A 26251-nucleotide genomic window follows, 5' to 3' on the forward strand; every position below is an offset into this window, starting at 1 on the left:
TCAATTGAAAATTCATGACCGTCAACATCCAGGCGAAACTGATTACCAATAAAAGTAAAGCCTTTTCCCATCTTCAGAATAAACTCGGTTATATTGGAGACGATGCGATGCTCAATTTCACCTTCGTTATGATCATCACTTAACTGGAGGAAGTCCAATAGATACTTATCTTTAAAAAGTTCGGCAGCGGCAGTACTGCCTATCGTTTCAATTGTTGCATCAAAATTATGGTTCAGCTTGCCGATTTGCAGAAACAAGTTCTCTCTTATATGATGTTCGAGTACAGAAACTGACCAATACTCTTCAGCAGCCCTTTGTATATAAAACATTCGCTCTTCCAGGGCTTTACATTTATTAAGCAGAATTAAGTGGTGTGTAAAAGTAATAGAGAAAAAATTTGATAAAAGAGAATCCTCAATTTGTGTGGTCGCAGTATTCCAACTGTCAGCCTTAACACCTTGTAATTGGACCGTCAGCAACGGTCCAATTATATCACTTTGTTTATCAGCACTTTGCAATTGGACCGTCAGCAACGGTCCAATTGGATGGCTTTCATATGCCGTGTAGAATTGCCGCATTTTTTTGAGACTACTAGCAGAAAACCCTCGTAAATCGGGCATCTGATTTTTTAAATCACCAGCTATTTGTTCTAACACTTTATCACCCCAATTTTGCTCAGTGATTTTATCATAAAGTAGTTTGCCAATGTTAAAATATAACAACAGCTGCTCCCGATTAACAAGCCGAGCAGCAATGAATCGGCTTTGCGAAATGCGAACTTTAAGATCTTGTAATAACTGCGTATAATGTTGATTCGTTTGCATAGATTTTTGATTAATGGTTTTGTCTAATTAAAACAATTTTACCATCGGTTTGTACTAACCCCATTCCAATGCTTTTTCCACAGCTCCCAGTAAACGAAGTATTCAATTTTACAGGAGAATTTAATAGAGCGCTAAAGTGCAGCTAGTTTACCAGCATTAAATGAACTTACTTTTCAACCCCCTCATATCCTCCCCTATCTTCTTATCCAGGATCTTCGCATAGTGCTGCGTTGTGCGCAGGTTCCGGTGCCCAAGCATTTTTGATACCGTTTCAATTGGTACCCCGTTAGTGAGCGTTACGGTGGTTGCGAACGTATGCCGGGCAATGTGATAAGTAAGCGTTTTCTGCATTCTGCAGGCGTCGGCTATTTCTTTCAGGTAGGCATTCATTTTTTGATTGCTGAGTATCGGCAGCACCTGGTCTTTGTCCTGGCATTGTGGATGGTCTTTGTACTTACTTATAATTGTAAGGGCGGCGGGTAATAATGGAATGCGGGCGGAGATATCCGTTTTCTGCCGGCGGCTTACCAGCCATTGTTCACCATCAACGCCAATGATGATCTCGGAGCGTTTGAGCTTTTTTACATCGGCGTAGGCCAGACCGGTATAACAACTGAACAGGAAGATATCACGCACCACTCGCAGGCGGTCGGTAGGAAATTGTTGGGCCGCCAGAGCTTGCAGTTCTGTTTCAGTAAGGGCTATTCGTTCCACTTCGCGTAAGGTCATTTTAAAATTGGCAAACGGATCTTTTGCCAGCCAGCCATGCCGCACACACCGGTTGATCACCTTCCGGAAATTGGTCAGGTACTTTATGGTGGAGTTGTGGTTGCACTTCCGTACGCTCTTTATCCAGAATTCATACTCGCTTATAAACTCATAGTCCAGCTTACTGATATCAATATCGTCTACTTTGTACTTCCATTGCAAAAACGTCAGTGTATGCCGGTAAGCCGTTTGAAACCGTTCCAAAGTACCGGGTGCGTATTCCAGACCTACCAACTCCGCCATTTGATCATTGTGCTTTTTAAACACTTCCATCAGCATATACTTATGGGTCTTGATCTCCTGCCCATAGAAAACGGTTTTGACATTGTCGGCAGTTACCGGGTGGCCATGATGCAGCAATTGCTGCCGGGCCTCATACACCTTTCGTTGCAGCAGGTCGAGGTAAGAATTCAGCGACCGTACGTTCTCCGTTTTGCCGTCTGCCCTACCTGAATCCGAATTCCATTTGGCCGGATCCCACTTTCGCTTGGTGCTAATTTCACGGCTAACCTTGTCAACCGTAACACACAGGTAAATTGGCAATTCGCCTACACCCTTGTAATTCTTTGTCGTTTTGAGATGAAAGAACAAACCGAAACTCTTTTCCATAATGACGCTGCATTTAATGGTTTAAAATTACCCCAACGGGGCAGTTAAAAATTGAGTTCAGTTCTTATAAAGTGTTAATAAACAGCGCCTTGAGTAAAGATTCTGGAGTCTTTGTAAACTTAGGTATGACTCCACGGATGACGCCGGAAAACGTAGCCATAAAGTGCAGTAAAAACAGGTATGCCTAAAAAGCAAAAAACCTGCAAATCATTGATTTTGCAGGTTTTATTACTTTAAGTTTATCTCATTTAACTGAGCCGAGCGGAGAGAGAGGGATTCGAACCCCCGGACCTGTGACAGTCAACGGTTTTCAAGACCGCCGCATTCGACCGCTCTGCCATCTCTCCGGGGCAAAAATAGGTCGCGGAATTAAACTGACAAAAAAATATGAAAAATTAAGTTGGAATATTTTTTCAGCGTAACGATTACTATTTCAATATTTTGTAGTAATATCCGCGCGAAGATTTTCGCCATTTGACGGTTGTATCAAATCTAAAGACCCACGGAAATATCACCCGGTTTCTGGAATTTTAGCCTAAATATTAACCTGTTCCTATAACTACAACTCTTATGAGACAAAATCCCCATGTGTTTATCTGCTTGCTGGCCATCGGCCTGCTCCTGTTTTCGGCATGTAAAACAACCAAAACGTCACAAACCCTGGCAGCCAGCCAACCAGCTTCTTCCGGCAAGTGCGACCAGACGATCAAATACTATTCAGAAAAAGTCAAATCCACCACCGGACAGGAAAGCAGCTTCAATACCGAGATCACCATCAACCCGCAAAACCGCCTCATCAACATAGTGAGCGAACCGCCTAACCAGGAAAAAGTGGCCTTTACGGTAATAATAGAAAGAATTGATTGCGATTTTAACGCCGATCATTTGGTTGGACAAGCCCTCTACCCGGCTATATCAATCAGAAAGACGGCACAACGACCAAAATGATCCTTAAACTGGAAGCCAATGACGGCATCCTCACCTTCTCCCAGGCCAACCCCGAAAAAGAAGGGGAATTTATTGTGATCGTTTCCAGATGGGAAACCGTAAATGAGTAAATGAATTTGAACAATACCAATAACCTGTTTATTATTTCCGGCGGACCAGGCTCCGGAAAATCCCCGCTGATAAAAGCCCTCACCGACCGTGGACTTACCGCTATGCCGGAAGCCGGACGGGCCATTATCCAACATCAACTGTCCATCGGCGGTACCGCCCTGCCCTGGGCCGATCGCGCTCTTTTTGCAGAACTGATGCTTGGCTGGGATCTCCGTTCGTATCAGGAAGCGCTGCTGTTGCAAAAGCCGGTGCTGTTCGACCGGGGCATTCCCGACGTAATGGGTTACCTGCGGCTTTGCCATTTGCCCGTTCCGCCGCATATTGAAAATGCAGCCAATACCTATCGTTACAACCCGCGCATTTTTATAGCCCCACCCTGGCCGGAGATCTTTACCCAGGATAAAGAACGCAAACAATCTTTCGAAGAAGCCGTAGCAACTTATAAATTGGGTTACGAACTGCTGATCCTTCCAATGGGTCCTGTTAAGGACCGGGTGCAGTTTGTGCTGGATAATATGTGATCTTGCAAAACCCAACCTTATTCTTAATTGTAGTCACTTATTTATTTTATGCAAACGATCCTCGGCGCAAATGGTCAAATTGCCAATGTACTGGCGCGGGAAACACAAAACCCTTATAACCCTGGGGCTTATATGAAAGGCATAAAATTCTCCAAAAGCATTATCATCAATTGCAGTCAGGCCGAAGCATTCGATTATACACAGGATTATGCAAACCGGTTAAACTGGGATACCTTTCTTAAAAAAGCAGCATTAATTGAAGGCGCAACCGAAGCCTGCAAAGGAATAAAAGCATACTGCGTGGCAAAAGACGGCCTCGGTATGGTAACTGAATATGTTTCTTTCAACCGGCCCAAAGCAACCGCTATTAACCTGACCAAAGGCCCTTTTCTTTTTAAATCGTGGACGTTTAAAGAAAGTGGCGATTCAAAAACAGAGGGTCATTGTTTTGTATTCTTTCAACCTGCGTTTTCCCTTCAGCCTCGCTACTCCTTTTATCAAAAACTACCTCGAAGCAAATGTGCAGCAACGGTTGATCGATCTTAAAACCAACCTGGAAAGAAGAAACACTCAAAGCAGGCCATAACTCCCCTACTCTCCCTTCATCCATGCTACCTGCTGTACCGCGGTATGCGGCGCCGAGATGATAGCTCCATACAATTCCGGGCGCCGCGCATTTTTATACCTGAAAGCACCGGCCATATTTAGTTTCTCAGGAACGATCGTAGCAATCGCAATGTCATCGCCCAGGCGCCGGCATTCCGTTATCACATCTCCAAACGGGTCAATGATCATCGAGCATCCGTTCTTCAACTGATCGTCATCCATGCCGATGGGGTTGGAGAAAACGACATAAACGCCATTATCGTACGCACGTGCCGGCAGCCATTTCATCAGCCAGCTACGCCCTTTCAACCCATCAAACTCTGCGCGTAGTGTTGTAGGATCTTCTTCGCGTTTGTCCCACAGCGCCGGATCTACAAAACCCGCTCCCGGCCGGGGCGACGGCGTGCACATGGTGACATGTGGCATAAAAATAATATCCGCCCCCAGTAACGTAGTAGCCCTTACATTTTCAATGATGTTGTTATCGTAACAGATAAGGATCCCGCATTTCCAACCTAAAATCTCGAATACCACATAAGCATCACCCGGTGTAAGATGCGGGTTAATGAATGGATGCAGCTTGCGGTATTTGGCTACAAGCCCGTTCTTATCTACACATACATACGCTTTATACAGCGTTCCGTCGGCAGTTTTTTCGAACAGGCCGGCTAAAATAATTATATCCAGCTCCCGCGCAATCGCAATCAACTCCTGCACGCTTTCCCCTTCAGAGATCTGTTCCGCAACTGCTGTCAGTTCCTCCTTATTCAAATGCCGGGCAAAAGAATAACCGGTAACGGAACACTCATGAAATGCGATCACCTGCGCGCCCTGCATCTTTGCGGCTGCAGCAAGCTTTCGGATAATCCCGAGGTTGTACGCTTTGTCATTACTACGGTTCTCAAATTGCGCCGTAGCGATCTTTATTGGTTTCATAATGCAAAAGTAAAAACCGGCTGAAGCGGGGAATTGTAAAAAACCGACAAACTTATATCCGGAAGAAATTCAGTGCGAGCGGATGTACCTGTTCATGATACTGCTGCGGTGTTACCCCGGTGGTCTTTTTGAATTCTTTTGTAAAATGCGCCTGATCGAAGTAACCACTATCATAAGCAATGCCTGTCAACCGGCGCTTTTCTTTCATTTGTTGCAATCTTTTGGCGCTTATATTCAGTCGCACAATATCGATGAACCGTTTTGGAGAAATACCAATAGCCTGCCTGAATTTTCTTTCCAGCGTTCTTTCACTTACAAAAAGGGTTTGTAATAATAATTCCACAGAAACCAGGCCCTGGTATTGCACAATATAATTTACAGCCTGCACAATGATAGGATCAGGTGTTTTACATTTATTCATCTCCCGCAGCAGGAAATTATCGAGCCTTTGTACCCGTTCACTTAATTGCGCTGTCTTTATCAACGCCTGGCAAACATCCTGTACCCGGCTCCGCAGCACTTCTGCCGCCGGAAAAAAACAGTTCACCCATTCCGTTGCCGGAACACCCCATAAATGTGATGCGCCATAAGGCTGAAACACAACGACGATCCAGTTAATATTACCGGTGAGGGAAATATCATGAAATGTTTTTACCTGTCCGTATAACCAGCAGGAGTTTACGGCAAGGCCATTACCAACTGTGCTTAGAGCTGCATTACCGAGGTTGAAAACCATTCCGGTATTACCGTCTGCAAACAAACGATGTACTCCGCCAACCGGTTGCAACCCGTCCAGTACCAGGTAATGCCGAACGAGGTGCGCCAATGCCGGATGTGGTTTGATTTGCATAAAAGGGAGAATAATTGCAAATTAAACAACTTTATCCAATCAGGCTGTTATTCCACACCCCCCAAATGCTCATGAATATGCTTTTTCTCCAGTACACTACCGGTAGTGACATTCTTTAGCGAAACATGCGCTACCGGTGAATCTTTTTGCCCCAGTACCCGGGACACGAATTTTACCTCTCCGGCCGATACATTTTCGAGGAATACATTTTTTATCGGGGTTACTTTCTTTTCATAAGTAGGTACCAATGTGCGCCATTGGTACAACACATCGGTTTCAATGCCCAGCACGCCAAGGTCAATTTTGCCTGACTTAATATTGCTGACATAAATACCGTTCACGTAACCGCCCATGCGCTCAAATGAATTTTCCCGGTAAGCCATTCTCCTTCGGGAATAACCACTACCCCGCCACCGGCTTTATTTGCCCTGTCTATTGCGTTTGCAATTGCCTGGCCTGTTCTTACCTTGTCACCCTGTACCGCGCCGAGCTCAGCAATATTTATCCGCACACACACCTGCTGAAATTGGGCACTTTGATTTTCACCGTTCCATACGGCGCTTTTACTTTTATTTCACTTACAGTTATACAGGGTTTCTTTTCTTCAAATGAAAAAGACAAAACCGCAGCAGTAAATAACAGGGCTATTCCAACGTTCTTCATTATGGCAATTTTTCTATTAACGATTACTTTTTATTCGCTTTTGTTTCGGGCAAGGTGCTATACGCCTGTTTCAATCCACCCAAATCGATGCGGATCTCATCGAGCATTACCCCCGGATCAACGCAATAGATCCTTAATTTATGAAACCCTTTATCGAGATATGGCAATTGAACATTCTTTGCGGCACGGTTGCTTAGCACGTTCCGTTTCCATTCTTCGCTCCGGCCTTCGGTTTTAAGATCTACCAGGGTTAACGCACCGTCATCTGCCGACACCGCATACCGGTTACGGTATTTATTGTTTACCGGATGTGCAGGCACGGCAAATACGGTCATCCGGGGCGTTGCCGGCGTGAACGTATAAAAATCATAGTCCACATAATGAGCCGCTTTTTTAATTCTTTCGAGGTCAGTGCCCATTGGCTTTTCACCGCCAAGCGGCAGGGAGGCGCGTAATACGGAGCCGGTATATCCGAGATCATCATACCTGCTCCACTTAAATGGCCCTGGCCTGCTGCTGATCGCATTATAAGCTGCAGCCTTTATACAGATATAACCATTGTTTTCAATGGCTGTACCGGCGGGCATTGGCGGTTTGTTTAAACGGCAGGCCTGTACCATCAACTCCGCCTGTTTGCCATTGCCCTTAAAAATAATTTTACCCGACAGCTGTTTATCATCAGGCGCTTTGTTCCAGTCGATATAAACTTTTATCCGCTGCTGGTTCTTTCCCGGTTCCGCCAGTAACGATCCCGATGAGTGGGAAAGTCTTATCCAATCGGGGGCTGCGGCCGTCCAACTAACCGTTTTTTTATCACATAAAAAAATATCTACAAAATACTGTTGCCGGTAAATATTATCAAAAAGGGGTAATTGCAGTTTGACTGCATCACCCAATAAAGAAGAATCTTTTGTTACAAAACCTTCCGGTGCAATACCCCACCCGTCAGCTGCATCGATTGAAATTTCCGGCATAACCGGTTCTTTGAAAACCGGCAGATCGCGCGGCCGCATCGACATAATGTTTTTCCATTTACCACCTGCCAGGGAGTTATTGTAATATTCCGTTTCCTTAATAATGCTGTCATATGCCGCCTTTGACATAGCAGCGTAATCCATGGCACTTAACCGGTTTTGTTTCGCATAGTACATAGCTTTATCCCGGTACAGGAATTTCTTATTCATGTAAGAGGCGCATACTACAGGGTAATACACCAGCTGATAAAATGCCGCTTCGGCCGGCATGCCTGCCAGTTTACTCCGCCGCAATTTCACCGCTTTCTCCAATGCATCGTAGCTATCTATCCGCGCCTGCGCTTCATCGCCATAATAAAAATGATTGTATTGCGTAGGGGCTGTTTGCGTCGTTGGTTCCGTCCGGCTCCAGCCCATAAACTCGGGCTTTCGTTCATACATCAGTAGGTAGAACCTAAGCAGTATGTTTTCAATAGCTGCCGCCTCTTCCCGTTCTTTGCTGATGGTGCGTTTTACCCAATCACCGAGATGATGCCGATAATTACTGCCTGCTATTTTATTTGGGTCATACGCCAGGCGGAAAAAATAATCGGTGATGAACTCCAGCGGTTTTATATCACCCACATTCAGCACCCATAACCGGTTAGCCCCGGCTTGCAGGGCCTTCATCAGCTCTTCCTTCATTAAAGTGGGCGGCGTGGTGCCAAACCAGAGATAATCATGCGGGCGGCCCCAGTAGGAAGCATGATAATACACACCGGAACCACCGGCGCGCTTTTTTTCATTGTCGTTATTCAACCGGTGTATATACCCATAATTATCATCGGGCCATACCAGCGTAATATCGTCCGGCACCTTTAAGCCATTATCATAAATATCCAGCACCTCTTTGTAAGCTGTGAAAACCTGCGGAATGGAATCGGCCGGTTTGCCGCGGTATTTTGACAGCAGGTCGCGCTGGTCTTTAAAGATCTGTTCAAGCAGCGGAACAGCTTCGCTTTTATTCTTCACTCCTTCCATCCCACTGTCGTGCACGCCCCGCATACCCATACTATACAGTACGTCATTGGCTGTAGTTTCCTGCACGCGGCTTTCCCAGTAATCAAACACTTTTTCCTTATTGGTAACATAATTGAAATGCCCCATGGTCTTTTCATTCCATTCCCCTACGTTATTACGCAGCATGGGCTCAGCATGGGAAGAACCGATCACTATGCTATAATCTTCCGCCACCTTTTTATTGTCCGGGTAATAGAAGAACGCCTTTGTGCAGGGATGCATGGCGGGCCAGATGAGATTGGCTTTCAGCCGCAGTAGCAATTCAAACACTTTTGCATAGGTATTTGGACCAATATCGCCGGTTTCGGGTTCAAATGTTTTTGCCGCCCAGGGCTGCAATCCCCAATCTTCATCATTGATAAATATGCCGCGGAATTTTATGCGCGGTGTGGTAGAAATAAAAAGCGGTTGTTGAATGGTCAATGACCGTTGTTGCTTTACCGGCACATCGGCCCACCAGTACCAGGGCGATACCCCCAGTTTTTCCGATAAAGAGAACACACCATAGGCTGTACCGCGGGCATCGCTGCCGGCGACCACCAATGCTTTTGAGATCCTGCTACCCGGTGTATCGATCACCTGCAATGCAAAACATTCCCATTTGTTTTTTAACGCTGTAATCAGTGATGACTGCTTTCCGGTAAACTGCTGTATAAGCGGCGCGGAAATATTTCCGATAACGATAACATTCCCCTTTGCCTGTGCCCTGTCTGTGATCACCGCCGGCCGGCTGCCCGTTAACAGTTGCAGATCATTGGCGAGCAAATGCGCTGCAATAGAATCCAGCTTCGGCCCCGCCGTACTATATAAGATCTGTACCCCTTTCTCTTTATCGGTGAATGAGAAATCCTGTGCAACGGAAGCAACCGGTAATAAAAAAACCAACCCCCAAAAACAGCGAAACAACTGGTTCATACGGCAATTATTGACAAAATAACCTGTCAAATATAACCCGGCGGTTCAATTGGCCAGCCTGTACCATCCCGGACGGAATTCTCCCGGGAACCGCCTTTACTTCTCCTGAATGCGCCCAAAAAAACGTTAAATGCCGCCATTCATCCACACCGGTGTTTTGTACGGCTTGATTTTTAATGCTATTTTTAATGACTAAACCTGCAACGATATTCATGCGCTATCTATTTTTCATCCTGGCATTTGCGGTAACAGGCTGTTCGTCATCCGAAATAACGAACCGGAATTACCTTACCCACAGCAACGGCAACGGTAGCAGCACCAACCAGGTACAGAAAATTGAAATGCGCCTGAGCGCCTTTGGAGTTGAAGCGGACAAATACCCTTACATAGATGTGTTTATTGATTTCGATTCCGATTCAAGCTACTGCCGAAAACGGTACGACAATCCAAAATATAAAGACTCGGTTTACCGGCTCACAAAAGCCGAAATGCTCATCATTGCATCACTCATCGAAAAATCGGACCTGCACAAACTCAAAAAAGAATACACCGTCTCCAAAACAGATCAGCCTTCATCAAAAACCACCATCTATTTAAACAATAACACTTTTCAGTTTAAAGATTACGGCCTGGTGGCTGAATATCCTTTATCGGAATTGTATAAGATCGTTTATAAATACTAGCTGATCGTATGCTGATCTACTTCCTTTCCATTGATCTGCACCAGTTACCCAATTGTAATTCGTGGTATCTTTGCCGGTGAGTAAAGATGATCATGACTACAAGGCCAACGATAACATTCAAAAAAGCCACAACACCGGCAGATTTCGAAAACGGTAAACAACTGTTCCGGCAATATATTCAGTCGCTCGATTTTGAACTCAACTTTCAGGATGTGGACCGCGAACTGGCGGAAATTGCCATTGAATACAACGCACCAACCGGCGCCCTGCTGCTTGCCTGTGATGAGGATAAAACCATCGCCTGCGCCGGCGTTCGCAAGATCGATGGCACTACCGCCGAATTAAAAAGAATGTTTGTTGACCCCGCCTACCGGGGCCTCCAGCTCGGCCAACAATTGTTACAGCAGGCCCTCGGGGAAGCAAAGCGATCGGGTTATCGTTTTATCAGGCTCGATACCGTTCCCCGCATGAAAGCTGCCATCAAATTATATAAGAATGCCGGCTTTTATGAAATTGACGCGTACCGGTTCAACCCCATCACCGGCGCTATTTATATGGAAAAAGAATTATAAAAAAGACCGCCCCGAAAAAAATCCGGGGCGATCGTATCTGGATATAGGCTTCGGTGTTTGAGGGTATACCTGCTATTACGCGATACCCCCGAGGTTTAAGGCAATTTCATCAGCCGTACTTTAAACGCTTTCATATAGTTGTTCGTGCCCGTCATGTCGGCCTGCAGGCCTACCGATACCTGGGTACTGGCCCCGGTAACGGTAAATTCGAGCGTATTATCGGTGTTTTTTGCTATTGTACGGTATGCTATAGCCGAGGTGGGCACATCGCCGATATCGGGCAAACTGGCGCCGGGGGCAACCGTAATGTACTTGATGCCTCCGCTGGAGCAATCGCCTGCCGTTACGGTCAATATATACTTTCCGGCCGGCAGCGCGAATGTCTGGTAGATCTTGCCATTGGGAACAGGCGGCATTCCACTCCATGCTTCAATAGATAGCGCTTTTGACGGCAACCAGCTGCCATTGTCGAGCCCGCCTATATCATTGCCGCCATTTCGTACATCCGGGGTCGTGATCCAGTCGGCAGGCGTTTGCCACCGGCCCGTTCCGCCGTCTGAATTGGCAAAACCCGGTCCGGCATTTTTCAAATAAACACCCGTTACATCGGCTTTCACCGTCACATGCTGGTACTGGCTGTAAAAAGTATCTATGGCCAGGGTATCGGGCAGGTACAGGGTACGGTATTGAAATGTCGTTCCGAATTTATAATTCTTCAATACCGTTTTACTGTCTGTTCTGTTTACAAACGCCGTTTGCACGTTGTCGGAATTGTCGGTATACTTCAGCTCACTACCCAATGCGCCTGTACTGGCGTCGAGGATATTCCAGTCGAGGCTTACCGAGTCGCCAGCAAACAGTCCGTCTTTGAGGGTGCGGTTCAGCAGTAAGCTCTTATACACTTCGCCGAATATCCGCCCGGTGATGGTTACATTAACCGACCGGTTGCCGTATTTATCGATGGTAACGAGGGTGAACGTTTTCACGCCTTCTTCCATATTCTTCAGGATGGCCCTTACCGTATCCACGCCGGCTGTGCGGTTAACGGGCAGCACGAACGAATCGGTTCTGTTGTTCCAGTAAATGCGCATTTCCGTTATTTTAGGATCGGCTATGAGCAAACCGGAAAGCATGATACGGCCGTCGCCGGGATGCGCTTTTACCGAATCTATTTTCCCGGTGTAGGTTATGCTTCCGCCCGAAAGGTATTTGTCCTTGTAATCATCCATCTTTCTGCATGCGACCAGAACGACCGCAATGCTCAACAGTATGGTTACGTATGATTGGGTTGTTTTCATTTTTCTCAAATTAAGGTTGGTGTTATAATGGCTTGCCATAGATGGATATTTCACATCCGGTAAGCGTTTGCCGCAAACCGCTCCAGTTATACCTGTGCCTTACCCTGATATATCGCACAGGCGGCGCCGTAATGGGAATTTCCCAGCCGCTGCCTGCTTTTCCGGCTGCCACGTCATCTGAATTCTCGGTACCATAAGGCAAACCGGAGGGTTTTGTTTCGCGGCATTCCGCCAGTTTCGTCCAACCGGCCCAACCGCCACCGGGCGATGGGTTGTTGGTACCCCACAGTTCGTATACTTTCATACTGGCGTTCTCAAAATACCGCGGGTCGGGGTAATGCCACCAGGTGAACCGGCTCAACTGTGCGGTAACGCCCATATCGAACGTAAACCATACGCCATTGGTCGTATCAGTAATGGTTTCATAAGAACAAATGGCAGAGCCCCAGCCGCTGTACACGCCATCCCACAGGTGACGCATCTGGCGGCCATAGGCATTTACGGGCAGGTCGCCGGGCAGCAGGTATTCGGAAAAACCCGATTTCGGGATCAGCGTTTCGAACAGCGGCGCCAGTTCCGCAAAAAGCGTATCGCTCTGGTTCTGGAACTGGTCGCGGATATAAAAAGCGAAACTCTTTTTTGTGGTGTCCATACCCCGCAAACTTTGGTTGATCGCTTTCAGTGAACTGTATACCGCCCCATACTGCGCCCATTGCCCGAACTGGTCTTTCAACAGCACGATGATCGAAAGCGGTTTGGCGTCGGGGTTGACTGTCTGAATGTTGATGCCCCCGAAAGTAGCCGCCACTTTTAAACTGTCGAATGACGACAGGTAGGCCGGCATCAGCGGCTTAACAGTGACTTTATAAGGATCGGAAGCGACCTCGCTTCTGTTCACGGCATACAGCGATACCACTGTTTCACTGGTATCCTTAAAACCGTCGACCAGCAGGTTATTGGTATAGAACGAGGCTTTTGCTTCCCTTTTCACGCCCGGTCTTATTTCATAAACGGCTTTTACATACAGCAGGTCTTCATCACCGGGCAACGTATAGGTGATGCGGGCCTCCCCTTTCAGGTTTTCGACCTTTCCATTGCTAACCGGTGCAGGCGGTGTGGAGTTATTCTCCAATGGACCAATATCATCCATTTTTTTGCAGGCCCCAATGCCTGCCGCCAGCCCCAGGACCCATAACAGCGGTTTATATATTCCAGGTTTCATGTTTTATTCGTTTTGCAATTGTTAATTGGTTTTCATGCTCAGCGCTTATTATTTTCAATGACGGTTTACCAGCCTGTATTTTGTACCAGCATGGGGTTAACCGAAATTTCGTATTCCCTGATGGGCCAGAAATAATCGCGCGGCGCTATGAACTTTTGCGGATAAATATTTACCACACGGTAATAGCCCGCTGCTGCAGCCTGTGTGCGGTCCCAACCGGTGATCGGTTTGTTGAGCTCAATGGCCGCTTCCTTCCAACGGCGCAGGTCCCACAACCTGCTTCCTTCAAAGGCCATTTCTATCAGCCGCTCGCGGCGAATGATCTCCCGCAGGCCTTCTTTGGTCAACGGTTTGCCGGGACTGTTTGAATACTGGCTCCAGGAAGCCACCACGCCTTTCAACCCCGCTCTTTCGCGTACCCTGTCCAGATAAGTATATACATCTTCAGAAGGGCCTGCGGCCTCATTCTGGGCTTCTGCGTACAACAGGTACAGGTCGGCCAGCCGGAACATGGGCCAGGGATAGTTTTCAGAGGTAGCACTGTTAACGGTACCCGAAAATGCAAACTTCCAGTTCACCAGCTTTTTTATCCAGTAGCCTGTCATGTTTATATAATCGGTATTCACTTCGTTCATCCGCTGCCCCTGTTTGGCTTCTACTGTATAGGTGGCGCTGTCGCTGCCCGTTATACTGTTCTGCATATACCAAACGCTGCCATCGAAACCGAGGTCGGCATAGAACCTTGGTTCGCGGTCGAAGTTGAGCCGCGCCGTCTGGTAACCCGTTGCCAGGTTAAACCGTTCTGCCGGGGTAGCCGTTCTCAACTCTGTAAAGTTTGAAAAATTGTAGGTCTTGTCTTCATTGATGGGCACTCCATGATCGGTGTAGAACTGCTGCGCTATTTTCAATGGAGCGCATAACTGGTTATAGGCGGCCAGGTTGATAGGCGCCCGCGGGTCTATCTGGCCCATACAAATACTTTGAATGTAATCGGGCGACTGACTTGTGAGCGATACATTGCGGGTAGAACCCCAGATCAGTTCACTGTTCCATCGTTCGCATATGGCATTACGAATGCTCATTTGCACCCTGGTGGTATCGCTCAATTTATTCAGCCCCGTGAATTTGTATAATTCCAGCCCCGCCTGGTGCGCCACGTCAATGGCTTCTTTGGCAGCCGTGGCAGCCCGTTGCCATTTGGCGGCATCATAAGCAGCGGAAAAAAGCGACTCTCCGTCCTGGTTCTTCAATGCACTGAAATCGTTGTTGCCATTGAACAGCGGGCTGGCGGCCATTACAAGCACCCGGGCTTTTACGGCCAGCGCAATCGGTTTGGTGATGCGGCCGGCTTCGTTGGCAACATCTGTTATTTTCATTGGCAGTTTTTCTGCGGCATCATCGAGCAGGCTAACGATATAATTCACCACTGAATCAACCGGCGCTCGCTTCACCCGCACCTGGTCGGGCGTTGAAGAGATGGGCAGCGCTTTTTCTGCTATGGGTATGGGCCCATAATTCCTGAGCAGGTAAAAATGGTAGTAGGCTTTCAGGAATTCCACTTCGCCCAGCCACTGGCTGCGCAGGTCCGGCTCGAGGTCGTATACCTTGTTGGCATCGCTTATATTATCGAGAAAGATATTACAATGGCGTAAACCGGCGTACAGGCCGTTGGTGCCATCCCAATAGTTGGCAAAGGGATTTACCTTGTTCTGGTTGCCCTTGGCAATATCCCAAATGGTGTTATTGAAAAATACGCCCGATCTCGGCAGCCAGCACTCATCACCGGCCATAAAACCAATGGAGGTGATGGGTTGGTTTTCCGTTGGCAGAAATGAATAGCAGGTGAAGAGGTATTTTTCCGCTTCCCGCTTTAAGGTGAACGCATTGTCTATGGTTACCACGTTATCGGGCACCACATCGAGGTATTTGTTACACCCGAAAAGGGCAGCAACCGTAACCACTGCCGTGGTGAGTGCCGTATATTTATTTGCAAACAATCTCTTTTTCATATACTCTTTTTGCTGTGATCAAAAAATGGTTAAAGTGACAGGCGAAGTCCCAGGTTAAATGTTTTCTGAACCGGGTAACCTAACCCGTTACCGGCCATCTCGGGATCCCACATTTTAAAACGGCTTAAAACAAACAGGTTGGTGCCGTTGATATAAATACGCCCATTTCTTAAATGACCCATACGCAACAATTTTTTTGAAAAGTTGTAACCTACCTCTACATTCTTACAGCGCACAAATGTTCCATCGCGCATCCACCAGGTAGAGGTTTGGTTATTGTTATTGATAAACGTTTCGCTTAACCGGGGCCACAGTGCATACAGGTTGCGGTTGTCTTCGCTCCAGTGGTCGTCCGCGATCACTTTCAACAAACCGTTCTGGGCGCCGCCATTGAGTACAAATGGCGAAATATTTTCGGCATTGATGAAGAAGGAAGAGCGGGCCGAACCCTGGAAGAAAGCGCTTACATCGAATCCTTTGTATCCAAAGCTGAACCCGGCTCCATAAATGATCTCGGGCGAGGTGGGCAACCCGATGGGAACCCGGTCGTTGTTGGTAATTTGTCCATCGCGGTTCACATCGCGGTACCTGATATCGCCGCCCATATACGTGCCATAGTTCTGGTAAGGCGCATTGGCCACTTCTATATCATCAACGAACAACCGCTCGGCTACCAACCCCCATACCTGTGTTAACGGGTGGCCTATTCTTGAAAGATGCTGTTCGTGCGCGCCATAGGCAGGTTCTTCATATTTTGAAAACTTAGAGGTGGCATAGGTCATATTTCCCCGCAACTGCAACCACATATCGTTGCCGAAGCTCCTGTTATAGTCGAGCGAGAAATCTACGCCCTGCGCGGTGGCTTCGCCCACATTCGCTTTGATGGCCGACTGCAGGCCCATGGTTGAAGGAATATAAACGCGGTCCATCAATATATTGGCCTGCTTCCGCTTCCAGTATTCGGTTATTACATTGAACCCGTTGAAGAGATTGAACTCGAGCCCATAGTTCTGCGTATAGGCCTTCTCCCAGGTGATGTCGTAATTTTCGTACCGGCTGATGCCGATGCCCGGGCGGTAATAGCTGGTGTTATTGCCAAACCTGGCTCCGCGGCCATCGTTGTTCAGGTTGATCTCCGACAGGTAGTAGAACCGGTCGCTCGATGCGCCAATCTGGTCGTTGCCCACCAGGCCGTACGAAGCGCGTACGCGCAGGTTCGATACCACATCTTTCATTCCCTCAAAGAATTTTTCGTTTGAAATATTCCAGGCTATACCGGCGGAAGGGAACAAGCCATAACGGCTGTTCTCATAAAACCTCTCGGAACCGTTATAACCGAAATTTAATTCAAACATATAACGGCTGTCGTAGCCATAAGTGAACCGGCCCGACAAACCCTGGTTACGGTAAGGCAGCGAGAGCTGCAGGGTACCACCGGGATTGCCCTCGAGGTAGTTATTGAAGAGTGTGATGAGCATGCCGCCTACCGCATGTTTACCGCCAAAGGTGCGGGCATAATTGAGTGCCGTTTCTATGTAAGAACGCGAATTCTGCACTTTCAGGCCTTCTGCATAATTCAGGTATTCCGTTCCCTCCGAAATACGGGCAAGCGTAACTGATTTTCCGCCATCGATCGTATTGGCCTGGTAGTAGTAAGGGTTGTATTGCCGGGTAACATCGAAATACGAGTACCGGTTGGTATAGGCCATTACGCGCCCGTTAAGCCCGGGGGTAATAAAACCCAGGTCCTGCTTCAGCTCTACCTGGGCCAGCATGCGCGATGAATTGTATTGCTTATAACCCCGAACGGCATTCGCAAACGGGTTCAGGTACAACTGGCCCGCAGAATAATACCCGGTTACAGCATCGGCCGCCTGGCCGGGACGGGGTGCGTTACCAAACAGGGGGTGCGTTACCTGGGGAAGAAAGGTTTGCGGGTATACCGCCGGGAACAATACCGGGTTGCTCCACAACGCCTGGTTGAAGATAGACCCGCCCCCGTCAACCGGGCCGCGGTAATCATCGAACTGTCCGTATACGCGAACAATTGCCTCCGTTGTTTTGGTAAGCTGCAGGTTTACGTTCGAACGCAGGGTGTAATTCTTCAGTTTTACATTGCTGTTGAAGTTATTCAACTCGGCCACTTTCAACACGCCGTTGTCGACGTTATAGGTGCCCGACACATAGAACCGCGCGAATTTGGTGCCGCCCTGCACATCGAGGTTATACCGCTGGTTAAGGGTATAGTCTTTTATCATCATCCCTATCCAGTCGTTGCTGGGATATATGAGCGGGTTATCGCCTTTTATGGTACCGTCGATCTTCGTTTGGCTATACGGTATGGGCGCCAGCGGGTTCCGGGTGAGGGCCGCCTCATTGGCCAGCTTCATATAGGTAATATTGTCGGTGAATTTGAAGTTCTGGGTATTGCCTGAGAGCGAATTTTCAACCCTGAAATTAAACTGCGTTTTCCCTTCATTGCCGCTTTTGGTGGTCACCAGCACCACGCCGTTAGCGCCCCGGGCGCCGTATACCGACGTTGCCGTAGCGTCTTTCAGAATGGAAAAGGCGGCAATATCATCGGGCTGCAGCCGCGCCAGGTCGTTGGTAGTACTTTCCATACCGTCGATCAGAATGAGCGGATCGATCTTTCCGCCGGAACTGAACGAAGTAATACCCCTGATGAAGAAAGAGGCGTTATCGACCCCGGGTTCTCCCGTTCGTTGATACGAGATCATACCCGATAACCTTCCCGCCAGCATGGTGGTGAGGTTGCTCGTTGGGCCTTTCAGTTCTTTGGGGTTAATGGTGGTAATGGCGCTTACCATGCTCGATTTCTTCTGCCTTCCCCCGAAGCCGACAACGATCACATCGTCCATGGCAGAAGCCGAATGTTTAAGAATGATACGCAGTTTACTTTCTCCGCGGATGTCCTGTTCGTATTTGTCGTACCCGACAAAAGAAAAGATCAGCGTGCCATTGGCAGGAACGCTGATACTGAAACGCCCCGTTGCATCGGTTACAACCGATACTTTGGGGTCACTCTTCAATGTTACGGTCACATTGGCCATGGCTTCGGATGAGTCAGACACAACAGTACCCGTGACTGTTATGTTCTGCGCCATAGCCGGCAAACAAAGGCAGGTCATAAGCAGCAGGGCCATTACAGGTAACGGCCAGCGCTGTTTGCGCTTTTTACTTTTCATATGCGTGTTTTGGTTTTATACAATCGTTAGGGTATGGACCGGCGATGCAATTTATTTATCAATGCATGGTAAGGCTGTCGAGGATCGGTTTTTCCAATGCCGACAATTCCTGTTTTCCGGTTTCTATCATTTCAAGTACTATCAGTTCATTCTTTCCTTTTACCAGCCATTCGGCAGGTATGTACAGGGTTTGCTGCGGACCTACATTCCAGTAACGGCCGAGGTTATGGCCATTCACCCACACCACGCCTTTGCCCCAGGCACTCATATTGAGGTAAGTATCGCCGGTTTTCTCCAGCATGAAGGTTGCTTCCCTGATAACAGGAGCGTTTGCTGACTGAGCATTATGCTTTGCCGCCTTTATCACAGGGGCCTTCGTAAATGGCAAAGAATAGTTCTCCCATCGCTTCAGTTCTTTTCCGTTCAGCCAAACACCTTTGGTAATCCCTTTTTCATTTTCAAGCAGGAAGGGACCGAAGTTGATGCGGCCCAGGTTCTCAACCAGCAGATCGAGCACTACGTTTCCTTTGGGTAATGTGATCATTAAGCTGTCCTGCCCTTTACACCGGTCGAGCGTGCCCACTGTTTTCCCGTTGACCATCACCACCGCATAATCGCGCAGGTCTTTTATGACCAGCATGCCCGAAGCGGGGTTCTTCAACTTTGTACGGTACAATACATATCCATACGCCTGTTCCAGCTTTTCAAAACTTGCAGGAACATCGCTGCGCTTCGGCGCCGGAAGAACAGCAGTAAGCGGAATGCTCTTATTGAATTGGATGTGAGGAATGGCAATAGTTGGTTTTGCCGCCGCTACGTCTGGCAGCGTATTGCCTGCGGGCAGGTATTTCTTTATCACGTTCCGGAACTCAAAAAACTTATGCGTAGCATTGCCCGCTTCATCGAGCGGCGCGTCATAATCGTAACTGCTTATCTGCGGTTCATAAGGCGTGTTGCCTTTATAGTTGGCGCCGTTCATGAAATTGCGGGTAGTGCCGCCATGGAACATGTACATGTTTATGGAGATGCCTGCAGCCAGTACCGAATCAAGCGCTTTGGTATATTTATGGGCTGGAACGATATGGTGTTTTGTTCCCCACCAGTCGAACCAGGCGGGATACCATTCGGCTATAAAGTACGGGCCTTTTCCATTGTGATTTTCATTGATGAGTTTACGAATGGCGCTGGGTTTGTCTAACCCGTTTACCGCAGGCAGCAACCCGGGCAAATGCCCTTTTACCAGGTCAGGCGCCGGATCGCAGGTATACAGCAACCCATCAAAACCCGCTTCTACAAACAACTTTCGGTTCACCTCGAGGTATTCTTTATCGCTGCCGTAACTGCCATATTCATTTTCAACCTGTACCATCAGGATATTGCCGCCGTGGTTTATTTGCCAGGGCGCCAGCAGCCGGCCTACTTCATGAATATATTTCCGGTATGACGCAAGGTACTGCGGTTCCGTACTGCGCACTTTCAGGTCGGCGGTATTCTGCAGCCAGTAAGGATAACCGCCAAATTCCCATTCGGCGCATACATACGGGCTGGGACGAAGAATGACCCATAATCCTTCTTCCTGCGCTATCTTTACGAATTCAACGATATCATTCTGCCCGTTGAAATCAAAAACATCTTCGTGGGGCTGATGCAGGTTCCAGAAAATATAAGTGCCTATCGTATTTAATCCCATGCTTTTCGCCATTTTCACCCTGTGGCGCCAGGCTTCGCGGGGAATGCGGGGATAGTGCATTTCACCCGAAATGATCTGGAACGGTTTGCCATCCAACAGAAAAACGCTGTCTGACAATTCAAAGCTGTGTTTCGTTTTTTGTGCGAACACAGCCATTATACACATTGAAAATAATAATACAAGTCCTACATGTTTCATAATCATTTCCTTTTTTGATCTCCTATGTATTTAACTGTTTTACAGTTTTGCTAATTCCATTTAGAATGATGTGATCCGGTTTATTGAAATACCAGGTTACCTACCTCACCGCAGGGCCGGCACTGTGAATGAAATGTATAAATAGCTGGTAGAAAATAGTATGGCAACCCGGAACAGCCGGCGCGCCGTTTAAATAAATGTCTGTTTGACATAAACCGCATGACATAAAGTATTCCCGGGGAATACCGGGTTACGCATATCAGGGCAGTGCTTGCGGGAAGAGTGGGCATGGCAACCTCGTCGTTGGTTTTGGGTTTATCGTTATGGTTACACGTAGTAGCAGTAGAACTGATGGCGAATGACCATGTAAAATAGTGGGGATTATATTGCGGGAAGGGGGGTAAAATAATATAAAACGGGGGGCAAAATCATAATCTCTGCGCAACCGGGCAGTGAGGTGTATTTGTAATTAACAAGGCAGGCATTGTATGATATTTACGGATATATACACAAAACATGCTAAAACATCGTACCTTACTCATGATTTAGTTCACCCCCACGCACATCGATATTCCCTTCTTTCCAAAATACGTGAAAAACACGCCTTGTTATTTTTCCGGATCAACGTAATATTAGCAACTTGTTCATTACAATCCGCCCCGTCTGATATGTAGCGCATAATCTTCCTGCCTGCGGAAACGCCATTTGTAAACTCAAAACGTAATGACATGGCCAAAACTGTAAAAAACACCCCGGCAACGCCGGCTGCTGTACACAATGAAACAACGCTTTCTCCTGCCGCCCCTATGAGTAAAGGGTATTTACCGGTTACAAAAAGCCGTAGCGCCAGTGGTGAATCAAAGCTCACTCCGATGGACCCCAAACTGCAACAGGCTATTTTGTTGAACCGGAGCGGTATAAAAAAATCGCCAACCAGTTCAACCAGCGAGGATGAACTGGCCGTTATTGCCAGTGTTACCAGTGAAAGCGCCTGGAACGAGCTGACCGAAGTGCGCAACCCCACTTTAATAATTGCAGCAAGGGGCAGCGAGCCTGCAATAGTTACAGGCCGTATACCCATTAAACGAATTGAGTTCATTCGCAACCTGCCGTTTGTAAAAAGCCTGAAAGGCGCCCGCCGTTTAATACCGGCATTACATAATACGATCCCCGATATCGGCGCCAACAAGTATGCGCCGCTGCCAAAACAAACGGGCGGCAAAGGCGTACTGGTTGGCATCATCGATTTCGGTTGCGATTTCGCACACCAGAATTTCATTGATAAAAGCGGTAAAACCCGCCTTGTAAAATTCTGGGACCAAACGGCCACCAACAATGGCAACGAGGTTCCTTACGGCCGCTTACACGCCGCCAACGACATCAACAAAGCGCTTAAAAGCACCAAACCATACGATGCCCTTGGCATTTCCTTATTCACCGGGGCGCATGGCACCCATGTAATGGACATTGCTGCCGGCAATGGCCGCGGTTCAGGCGCACCCGGCGTTGCACCTGCCGCCGACCTTTTGTTCGTACAACTGAGCACCAGTAATATTCCATGGGATGGCCCCGATGTAGTGGGTAAGAACTTTGGCGACTCGGTGAACCTGATAGAGGCCATCCGTTATATTTTTGATCAGGCCGGCAAGAAGCCCTGCGTTATCAATATCAGCCTGGGCACCAATGGCGGACCGCACGACGGTTCTACCCTCGTTGAAAAAGCCATCGATGGCATGCTGCTGGAAAAACCGAACCGTGCAGTGGTGATCGCCGCTTCCAACTCGCATGATGATGGCATTCATGCGGCAGGTAATGTACCGGCGAATGGCACGCACGATCTTTCGTGGCTGGTTGATGGCAACGACTTTACCGAAAATGAAATGGAGATCTGGTATAAGGGAAGCGATCAACTGTCGGTTGAGCTCATAGACCCTTCAGGGCAAAGCCTCGGAACGGTTGAACCCAACGAAACCGGGCAGGTTAAAGACACCAATGGACATGTGCAGGTTGTGATCAGCAACCGGTTACACGACCCCAACAACAAGGACAATGTAATAGGCATCTGGCTGAAGGAACGCAACACGGGTAACTGGACGGTGCGCCTTATCAACCACACGTCAAAAGCGACACCTTTTCATGCATGGATAGAACGCGATGATTCAGGCCAGTCGGTTTTTGGCGGCGCCAGGGACAATTCGCATACGCTGGGTTCCATTTCATGCGGCCATAAATCAATTACCGTTGGCTCGTATGACGCCACAAAGAAGGCTTTTCCCATTTCGTGGTTCAGCAGTGAAGGCCCAACGCGCGACGGCCGGAAGAAACCGGAGATCTCCGCCCCCGGCAGCAATATTCTCGCCGCCAATTCAACAACCAAAAAAGAGCGTATAATGATGTCGGGTACCAGTATGGCAGCGCCGGCAGTTACCGGCAGTATTGCCCTGTTGTTTGCCGCTGCGGCAGCCAGAAACAAATCACTGACCATTGATCAACTGCGTGATATCATTACAAAAAAAGGCCGCACCGGCCCGCCGGATAAAGTATGGGAAGCACGTTTTGGGTTCGGCCGCATCTTTGTACCGGCCATTATAGGTTTATTACCCGCCGCGGTATCTGCCGCCAGTAAAGTAAGCAAGGCGTTTGAAGCCGAACCACCGGAGCTGATCAAAAAGCGACATAAAAAACCAATGCTTAAAAAAACAAGGAAAGCAACACAAAAGAAAAGGAAAGCGGCATTATAATACAACACACATTAAAATCCTGTACTGGTTGAAGCAGTACAGGATTTTTTCGTATATTACAATATGGAGAAGCGCAAACTAGGCAAGTCGAAAACAACAGGAAAGGCCGCATCGGCAAATAAGGCGAAGGCGGAACTTTCTGTGATCGTGTATGTGCGCTCAGCCAAATACGTGCCCGACTGGATCGCTGTACGTGAAAGGATCACCGACAATATTTTTACCGCAGATATCAGTGAGGCTGAACTTGCAAAACTCGAAGCCGATGAACAGATAACATCGATATCGATCAACCAGCGGCTCAATTCACTGGAATAATATTTCACTTACCCGTTAAATTCAAAAGGGTGGGTTCTCCTGGGGGGAATTCACCCTTTATCATTTAACGCCCGCCCCCGCCACAAAAAAAAATAAATTATTTTGTTTAGCCTGTCCAATTGGGTTTGTCCCGGTCATTATTGATGTATAGAACACATTCAATACTGATAAAATACAAAACATGAAACAAGGCATCAACGTTTTTGAAAAAGGACAACGCGCATTAAAAGCACTGAACACCCTCGGAGCTTATTGTCAAAGGTCGCCGGTTGAACAAACGCTGTTAAACCTGGTCTACTACCGGGTATCGCAACTCAATGGCTGCGCCTTCTGCCTCGATATGCATTCGAAGGACCTGCTGGCCAACGGCGAAAAAGTACAACGTTTGTTTGTGCTGAATGCCTGGCGGGAAGCACCGTTTTACAGTGACCGTGAGCGCGCTGCACTGGCCTGGGCCGAAGCGCTGACACAGTTGAACGGCAGGGTCGATGATGAAACATACAATGAAGCACTGCAACAGTTCACAGAAGAAGAGCTAATAGACCTCACCTTTGCCGTGATCGCTATCAATAGTTATAACCGGGTAAATATCGCATTCCCGAACCCGGCTGCGGTTGGATCTTATACGCCGGGACAGTATGAAGTTCATAATTCTTAGTTTCGAGGCGCACGATTATTATCTATGCCGCGCGAAATTCAGGTTACAGGTTGCATGGTTCGCAGCGTGTTCAATATTCGGGTTGTCAATTATTAATTTTGAACCCCGGAATTAAAGCCCTGGAACCTGCACCCTGGAACCCGTAACTGTTCACTATTTTCAATATGTTTCACACTATTAACAAATAATCACAAACAAAAAATAAGCTTTATGCAGGAATTCATGTTAATTTTCCGTCAGCCGAGTTATGATTACAGTAATGTATCGCCCAAAGAAATGCAGGCTATTGCGCAAAAATGGCAGGACTGGGTTGGCGGTTTAGTAGCCCAGGAAAAATTCGTTTCCAACGGCATTCGCCTCGCCAGCGAAGGAAAAGTATTGAGAAAAGGCGGTGTTGTTACCGACGGGCCCTTTGTTGAGATCAGGGAGCTTTTAGGCAGCTTCTGTATCATAAAAGCGGAAAATCTTGAAGAAGCTGTTACGCTTGCGCATGGTTGTCCGGCCCTCGATGCCGATGGCAGCGTGGAAGTAAGACCATTATATAAGTAAAAAAAGGTGAGCCGTCTGCCAGCCGGGGGCGGCTCACCTTACTATTAAGCTCTATGGAGAAAGCATTCGAATCGTTAAAACAATTGTTCCAGCAGGAATTCGCCAAAATGGTGGCGGTGATCAGTAAGCAATATGGCCTTGAACATATTGAAATAGCCGAGGACATTGTAAGCGATACATTTCTTACCGCCTCCGAAACCTGGGGCATGAAAGGCATGCCGCCCAACCCTGCCGCCTGGTTGTACAGTGTTGCCAAACAAAAAACGCTGTACCATTTCAGACGGCACAAGATCTACGAACAAAAAGTGATACCCGGTGTAAAAGCGCTGCAACCTGCCAACCAGGAACCCGATGCCATGAACTTCAGCCAGCAAAATATCCGCGACAGCCAGTTGCAAATGCTGTTTGCCATTTGTAACCCGGCCATTGCCAGCGAAGCGCAGATCGGCCTGGCCCTGCGCATCCTGTGCGGTTTTGGCATCGATGAAATTGCCGAAGCCTTTCTCACCAATAAAGAAACGATCAACAAAAGACTTTTCCGCGCAAAGGAAAAACTCCGCAACGAGAACGTACAACTGATGCCTATCGACAATACCCTGAGCGACCAGGCACTGGCCGAACGGCTCGATACCGTATTGCATATCATCTACCTGCTTTTCAGCGAAGGCTATTATTCACAAACGGAAAATACCATTCTGCGGAAAGACCTCTGTGCAGAGGCCATGCGGCTGGGTGTTCTGTTGATCGAATACGAGCGTACCAACCAACCGAAAACAAACGCCCTGATGGCGCTGATGAGTTTTCATTCATCGCGGTTCAATGCCCGCGTAAGCAATAACGATACGCTGGTATTGTACGAGCAACAGGATACTTCCCTATGGGATGCCGCGCTGATCAACCAGGGTATTCACTTCCTGAACAACGCTGCCAGTGGCAATGAAATAAGTTCTTATCACCTTGAAGCAGGTATTGCCTACTGGCATTGCATAAAAGAAGATTCGCCGGTTAAATGGGAAAGCATTTTACAGTTATACGACCGGTTGTTGCTGATCAACTATTCACCGGCTGTTGCGCTTAACCGCCTCTATGCCCTGTACAAAGTAAAGGGAAGCGCCACCGCCCTGCAGGAAGCAGCGCAACTGCAGGCCGTCGAAAACCATTTTTATCATTTACTGATGGGCGAACTGTACACCGGTACCCATGCGGAAAAGGCATTGTCACATTATCAAAAAGCATATACCCTGGCAAAGACCCAAACCGAAAAGCAGGGCATTCAGGAAAAAATAGCCATGATGAAGTAGGAAATTTCCATCTTAAATCCCTAAA

Annotated in this window: 24 protein-coding genes and 1 tRNA gene; 10 read left to right on the forward strand and 15 right to left on the reverse strand. The window is 47.8% G+C overall.

Annotation, left to right across the window (positions count from 1 at the left end):
- The 3 genes from A4R26_RS27250 to A4R26_RS27260 form a co-directional block, all read right to left on the reverse strand.
- Positions 1 to 824: PDDEXK nuclease domain-containing protein (locus tag A4R26_RS27250; protein WP_081169703.1), on the reverse strand; the 824-nt coding region annotated here is incomplete at its 3' end.
- Positions 825 to 980: 156 nt separating this feature from the next.
- Entirely contained in the window at positions 981 to 2201 is a 1221-nt protein-coding gene (locus A4R26_RS27255) for a site-specific integrase (protein WP_081169704.1), read from the reverse strand.
- A 262-nt stretch (positions 2202 to 2463) separates the two neighbouring features.
- Positions 2464 to 2548: transfer RNA gene (locus A4R26_RS27260), tRNA-Ser, on the reverse strand.
- A gap of 223 nt (positions 2549 to 2771) precedes the next feature.
- Between A4R26_RS27260 and A4R26_RS27265 the strand changes: the two genes are divergently transcribed.
- The 3 genes from A4R26_RS27265 to A4R26_RS27275 all read left to right on the forward strand — a co-directional run bounded on the left by A4R26_RS27265 (position 2772) and on the right by A4R26_RS27275 (position 4327).
- A complete protein-coding gene (locus A4R26_RS27265) occupies positions 2772 to 3149 on the forward strand; it encodes a hypothetical protein (protein WP_081169705.1) in 378 nt (125 codons plus the stop codon).
- Positions 3150 to 3259: 110 nt separating this feature from the next.
- Positions 3260 to 3781, forward strand: coding sequence for an AAA family ATPase (locus tag A4R26_RS27270; RefSeq protein WP_081169706.1), 522 nt, complete (start codon positions 3260 to 3262; stop codon positions 3779 to 3781).
- Between the two features lie 48 nt (positions 3782 to 3829).
- A complete protein-coding gene (locus A4R26_RS27275) occupies positions 3830 to 4327 on the forward strand; it encodes an SRPBCC family protein (protein ID WP_207625831.1) in 498 nt (165 codons plus the stop codon).
- Between the two features lie 45 nt (positions 4328 to 4372).
- Here the strand turns inward: A4R26_RS27275 and A4R26_RS27280 are convergent, their stop codons facing one another.
- The 7 genes from A4R26_RS27280 to A4R26_RS27300 are packed head-to-tail and all read right to left on the reverse strand — an operon-like array spanning position 4373 to position 9998.
- Complete coding sequence (locus A4R26_RS27280; RefSeq protein WP_081169707.1) at positions 4373 to 5323, reverse strand: nitrilase family protein; 951 nt, start codon at positions 5321 to 5323, stop codon at positions 4373 to 4375.
- A 52-nt stretch (positions 5324 to 5375) separates the two neighbouring features.
- The gene (locus tag A4R26_RS27285; RefSeq protein ID WP_081169708.1) at positions 5376 to 6173 is read right to left on the reverse strand and encodes a helix-turn-helix transcriptional regulator; all 798 of its coding nucleotides are present in this window, start codon (positions 6171 to 6173) and stop codon (positions 5376 to 5378) included.
- Between the two features lie 47 nt (positions 6174 to 6220).
- On the reverse strand, positions 6221 to 6526 hold the full coding sequence (locus tag A4R26_RS27290; RefSeq protein WP_207625832.1) for a glycoside hydrolase family protein: 306 nt from the start codon (positions 6524 to 6526) through the stop codon (positions 6221 to 6223).
- Positions 6511 to 6684, reverse strand: a complete 174-nt coding sequence (locus A4R26_RS35185) for a hypothetical protein (protein ID WP_165760428.1) — start codon at positions 6682 to 6684, stop codon at positions 6511 to 6513. Before A4R26_RS35185 ends, A4R26_RS27290 begins: the two co-directional genes overlap by 16 nt.
- Positions 6675 to 6836 (reverse strand): hypothetical protein, encoded by a 162-nt coding sequence (locus A4R26_RS35190; protein WP_165760429.1) that lies wholly within the window; start codon positions 6834 to 6836, stop codon positions 6675 to 6677. Before A4R26_RS35190 ends, A4R26_RS35185 begins: the two co-directional genes overlap by 10 nt.
- Positions 6837 to 6859: 23 nt before the next feature.
- Positions 6860 to 9784 (reverse strand): glycosyl hydrolase 115 family protein, encoded by a 2925-nt coding sequence (locus tag A4R26_RS27295; RefSeq protein WP_081169709.1) that lies wholly within the window; start codon positions 9782 to 9784, stop codon positions 6860 to 6862.
- 7 nt (positions 9785 to 9791) lie between these two features.
- The gene (locus A4R26_RS27300) at positions 9792 to 9998 is read right to left on the reverse strand and encodes a hypothetical protein (RefSeq protein WP_081169710.1); all 207 of its coding nucleotides are present in this window, start codon (positions 9996 to 9998) and stop codon (positions 9792 to 9794) included.
- On the opposite strand from A4R26_RS27300, the gene A4R26_RS27305 reads away from it, so the two are divergent.
- Together A4R26_RS27305 and A4R26_RS27310 are read left to right on the forward strand one after the other, a co-directional pair.
- On the forward strand, positions 9997 to 10467 hold the full coding sequence (locus A4R26_RS27305) for a hypothetical protein (protein WP_081169711.1): 471 nt from the start codon (positions 9997 to 9999) through the stop codon (positions 10465 to 10467). The two genes, A4R26_RS27300 and A4R26_RS27305, sit on opposite strands and share 2 nt — an antisense overlap.
- A gap of 92 nt (positions 10468 to 10559) precedes the next feature.
- Positions 10560 to 11039, forward strand: a complete 480-nt coding sequence (locus A4R26_RS27310; RefSeq protein WP_081169712.1) for a GNAT family N-acetyltransferase — start codon at positions 10560 to 10562, stop codon at positions 11037 to 11039.
- A gap of 95 nt (positions 11040 to 11134) precedes the next feature.
- Here A4R26_RS27310 and A4R26_RS27315 read toward each other — a convergent pair whose 3' ends face one another.
- The 5 genes from A4R26_RS27315 to A4R26_RS27335 form a co-directional block, all read right to left on the reverse strand.
- Complete coding sequence (locus tag A4R26_RS27315; protein WP_165760430.1) at positions 11135 to 12337, reverse strand: DUF4998 domain-containing protein; 1203 nt, start codon at positions 12335 to 12337, stop codon at positions 11135 to 11137.
- Between the two features lie 22 nt (positions 12338 to 12359).
- The gene (locus A4R26_RS27320) at positions 12360 to 13559 is read right to left on the reverse strand and encodes a DUF5000 domain-containing lipoprotein (protein WP_081169714.1); all 1200 of its coding nucleotides are present in this window, start codon (positions 13557 to 13559) and stop codon (positions 12360 to 12362) included.
- 65 nt (positions 13560 to 13624) lie between these two features.
- Entirely contained in the window at positions 13625 to 15568 is a 1944-nt protein-coding gene (locus tag A4R26_RS27325) for a RagB/SusD family nutrient uptake outer membrane protein (protein WP_081169715.1), read from the reverse strand.
- Positions 15569 to 15597: 29 nt separating this feature from the next.
- On the reverse strand, positions 15598 to 18774 hold the full coding sequence (locus A4R26_RS27330; protein WP_081169716.1) for a SusC/RagA family TonB-linked outer membrane protein: 3177 nt from the start codon (positions 18772 to 18774) through the stop codon (positions 15598 to 15600).
- A 58-nt stretch (positions 18775 to 18832) separates the two neighbouring features.
- Positions 18833 to 20662, reverse strand: a complete 1830-nt coding sequence (locus A4R26_RS27335) for a glycoside hydrolase family 35 protein (protein WP_081169740.1) — start codon at positions 20660 to 20662, stop codon at positions 18833 to 18835.
- Between the two features lie 728 nt (positions 20663 to 21390).
- Here A4R26_RS27335 and A4R26_RS27340 point away from each other — a divergent pair.
- The 5 genes from A4R26_RS27340 (at position 21391) to A4R26_RS27360 (ending at position 26226) form a co-directional block, all read left to right on the forward strand.
- Entirely contained in the window at positions 21391 to 23403 is a 2013-nt protein-coding gene (locus A4R26_RS27340; RefSeq protein ID WP_107685916.1) for a S8 family peptidase, read from the forward strand.
- A gap of 63 nt (positions 23404 to 23466) precedes the next feature.
- On the forward strand, positions 23467 to 23718 hold the full coding sequence (locus A4R26_RS27345) for a hypothetical protein (protein ID WP_081169717.1): 252 nt from the start codon (positions 23467 to 23469) through the stop codon (positions 23716 to 23718).
- Between the two features lie 181 nt (positions 23719 to 23899).
- Positions 23900 to 24376, forward strand: coding sequence for a carboxymuconolactone decarboxylase family protein (locus A4R26_RS27350; RefSeq protein WP_081169718.1), 477 nt, complete (start codon positions 23900 to 23902; stop codon positions 24374 to 24376).
- 210 nt (positions 24377 to 24586) lie between these two features.
- Complete coding sequence (locus A4R26_RS27355; protein ID WP_081169719.1) at positions 24587 to 24925, forward strand: YciI family protein; 339 nt, start codon at positions 24587 to 24589, stop codon at positions 24923 to 24925.
- Between the two features lie 53 nt (positions 24926 to 24978).
- Positions 24979 to 26226, forward strand: a complete 1248-nt coding sequence (locus tag A4R26_RS27360; protein ID WP_081169720.1) for an RNA polymerase sigma factor — start codon at positions 24979 to 24981, stop codon at positions 26224 to 26226.
- Positions 26227 to 26251: the final 25 nt, after the last annotated feature.

Origin of the sequence: Niastella populi (assembly GCF_002078015.1) — a bacterium.
Classification (GTDB): Bacteria; Bacteroidota; Bacteroidia; order Chitinophagales; family Chitinophagaceae; genus Niastella; species Niastella populi.

Bases quoted from the DNA above. Each gene is read 5' to 3' on its own strand.
- A4R26_RS27265 (WP_081169705.1), top strand. From the start codon at position 2,772: ATGAGACAAAATCCCCATGTGTTTATCTGCTTGCTGGCCATCGGCCTG.
- A4R26_RS27295 (WP_081169709.1), bottom strand. From the start codon at position 9,784: ATGAACCAGTTGTTTCGCTGTTTTTGGGGGTTGGTTTTTTTATTACCG.
- A4R26_RS27345 (WP_081169717.1), top strand. From the start codon at position 23,467: ATGGAGAAGCGCAAACTAGGCAAGTCGAAAACAACAGGAAAGGCCGCA.
- A4R26_RS27255 (WP_081169704.1), bottom strand. From the start codon at position 2,201: ATGGAAAAGAGTTTCGGTTTGTTCTTTCATCTCAAAACGACAAAGAAT.
- A4R26_RS27300 (WP_081169710.1), bottom strand. From the start codon at position 9,998: ATGAATATCGTTGCAGGTTTAGTCATTAAAAATAGCATTAAAAATCAA.
- A4R26_RS27330 (WP_081169716.1), bottom strand. From the start codon at position 18,774: ATGAAAAGTAAAAAGCGCAAACAGCGCTGGCCGTTACCTGTAATGGCC.
- A4R26_RS27285 (WP_081169708.1), bottom strand. From the start codon at position 6,173: ATGCAAATCAAACCACATCCGGCATTGGCGCACCTCGTTCGGCATTAC.
- A4R26_RS27280 (WP_081169707.1), bottom strand. From the start codon at position 5,323: ATGAAACCAATAAAGATCGCTACGGCGCAATTTGAGAACCGTAGTAAT.
- A4R26_RS27275 (WP_207625831.1), top strand. From the start codon at position 3,830: ATGCAAACGATCCTCGGCGCAAATGGTCAAATTGCCAATGTACTGGCG.
- A4R26_RS27360 (WP_081169720.1), top strand. From the start codon at position 24,979: ATGGAGAAAGCATTCGAATCGTTAAAACAATTGTTCCAGCAGGAATTC.
- A4R26_RS27315 (WP_165760430.1), bottom strand. From the start codon at position 12,337: ATGAAAACAACCCAATCATACGTAACCATACTGTTGAGCATTGCGGTC.
- A4R26_RS27350 (WP_081169718.1), top strand. From the start codon at position 23,900: ATGAAACAAGGCATCAACGTTTTTGAAAAAGGACAACGCGCATTAAAA.
- A4R26_RS27320 (WP_081169714.1), bottom strand. From the start codon at position 13,559: ATGAAACCTGGAATATATAAACCGCTGTTATGGGTCCTGGGGCTGGCG.
- A4R26_RS27335 (WP_081169740.1), bottom strand. From the start codon at position 20,662: ATGAAACATGTAGGACTTGTATTATTATTTTCAATGTGTATAATGGCT.
- A4R26_RS27355 (WP_081169719.1), top strand. From the start codon at position 24,587: ATGCAGGAATTCATGTTAATTTTCCGTCAGCCGAGTTATGATTACAGT.
- A4R26_RS27270 (WP_081169706.1), top strand. From the start codon at position 3,260: ATGAATTTGAACAATACCAATAACCTGTTTATTATTTCCGGCGGACCA.
- A4R26_RS27310 (WP_081169712.1), top strand. From the start codon at position 10,560: ATGACTACAAGGCCAACGATAACATTCAAAAAAGCCACAACACCGGCA.
- A4R26_RS27340 (WP_107685916.1), top strand. From the start codon at position 21,391: ATGGCCAAAACTGTAAAAAACACCCCGGCAACGCCGGCTGCTGTACAC.
- A4R26_RS27290 (WP_207625832.1), bottom strand. From the start codon at position 6,526: ATGGGCGGTTACGTGAACGGTATTTATGTCAGCAATATTAAGTCAGGC.
- A4R26_RS35190 (WP_165760429.1), bottom strand. From the start codon at position 6,836: ATGAAGAACGTTGGAATAGCCCTGTTATTTACTGCTGCGGTTTTGTCT.
- A4R26_RS27305 (WP_081169711.1), top strand. From the start codon at position 9,997: ATGCGCTATCTATTTTTCATCCTGGCATTTGCGGTAACAGGCTGTTCG.
- A4R26_RS27325 (WP_081169715.1), bottom strand. From the start codon at position 15,568: ATGAAAAAGAGATTGTTTGCAAATAAATATACGGCACTCACCACGGCA.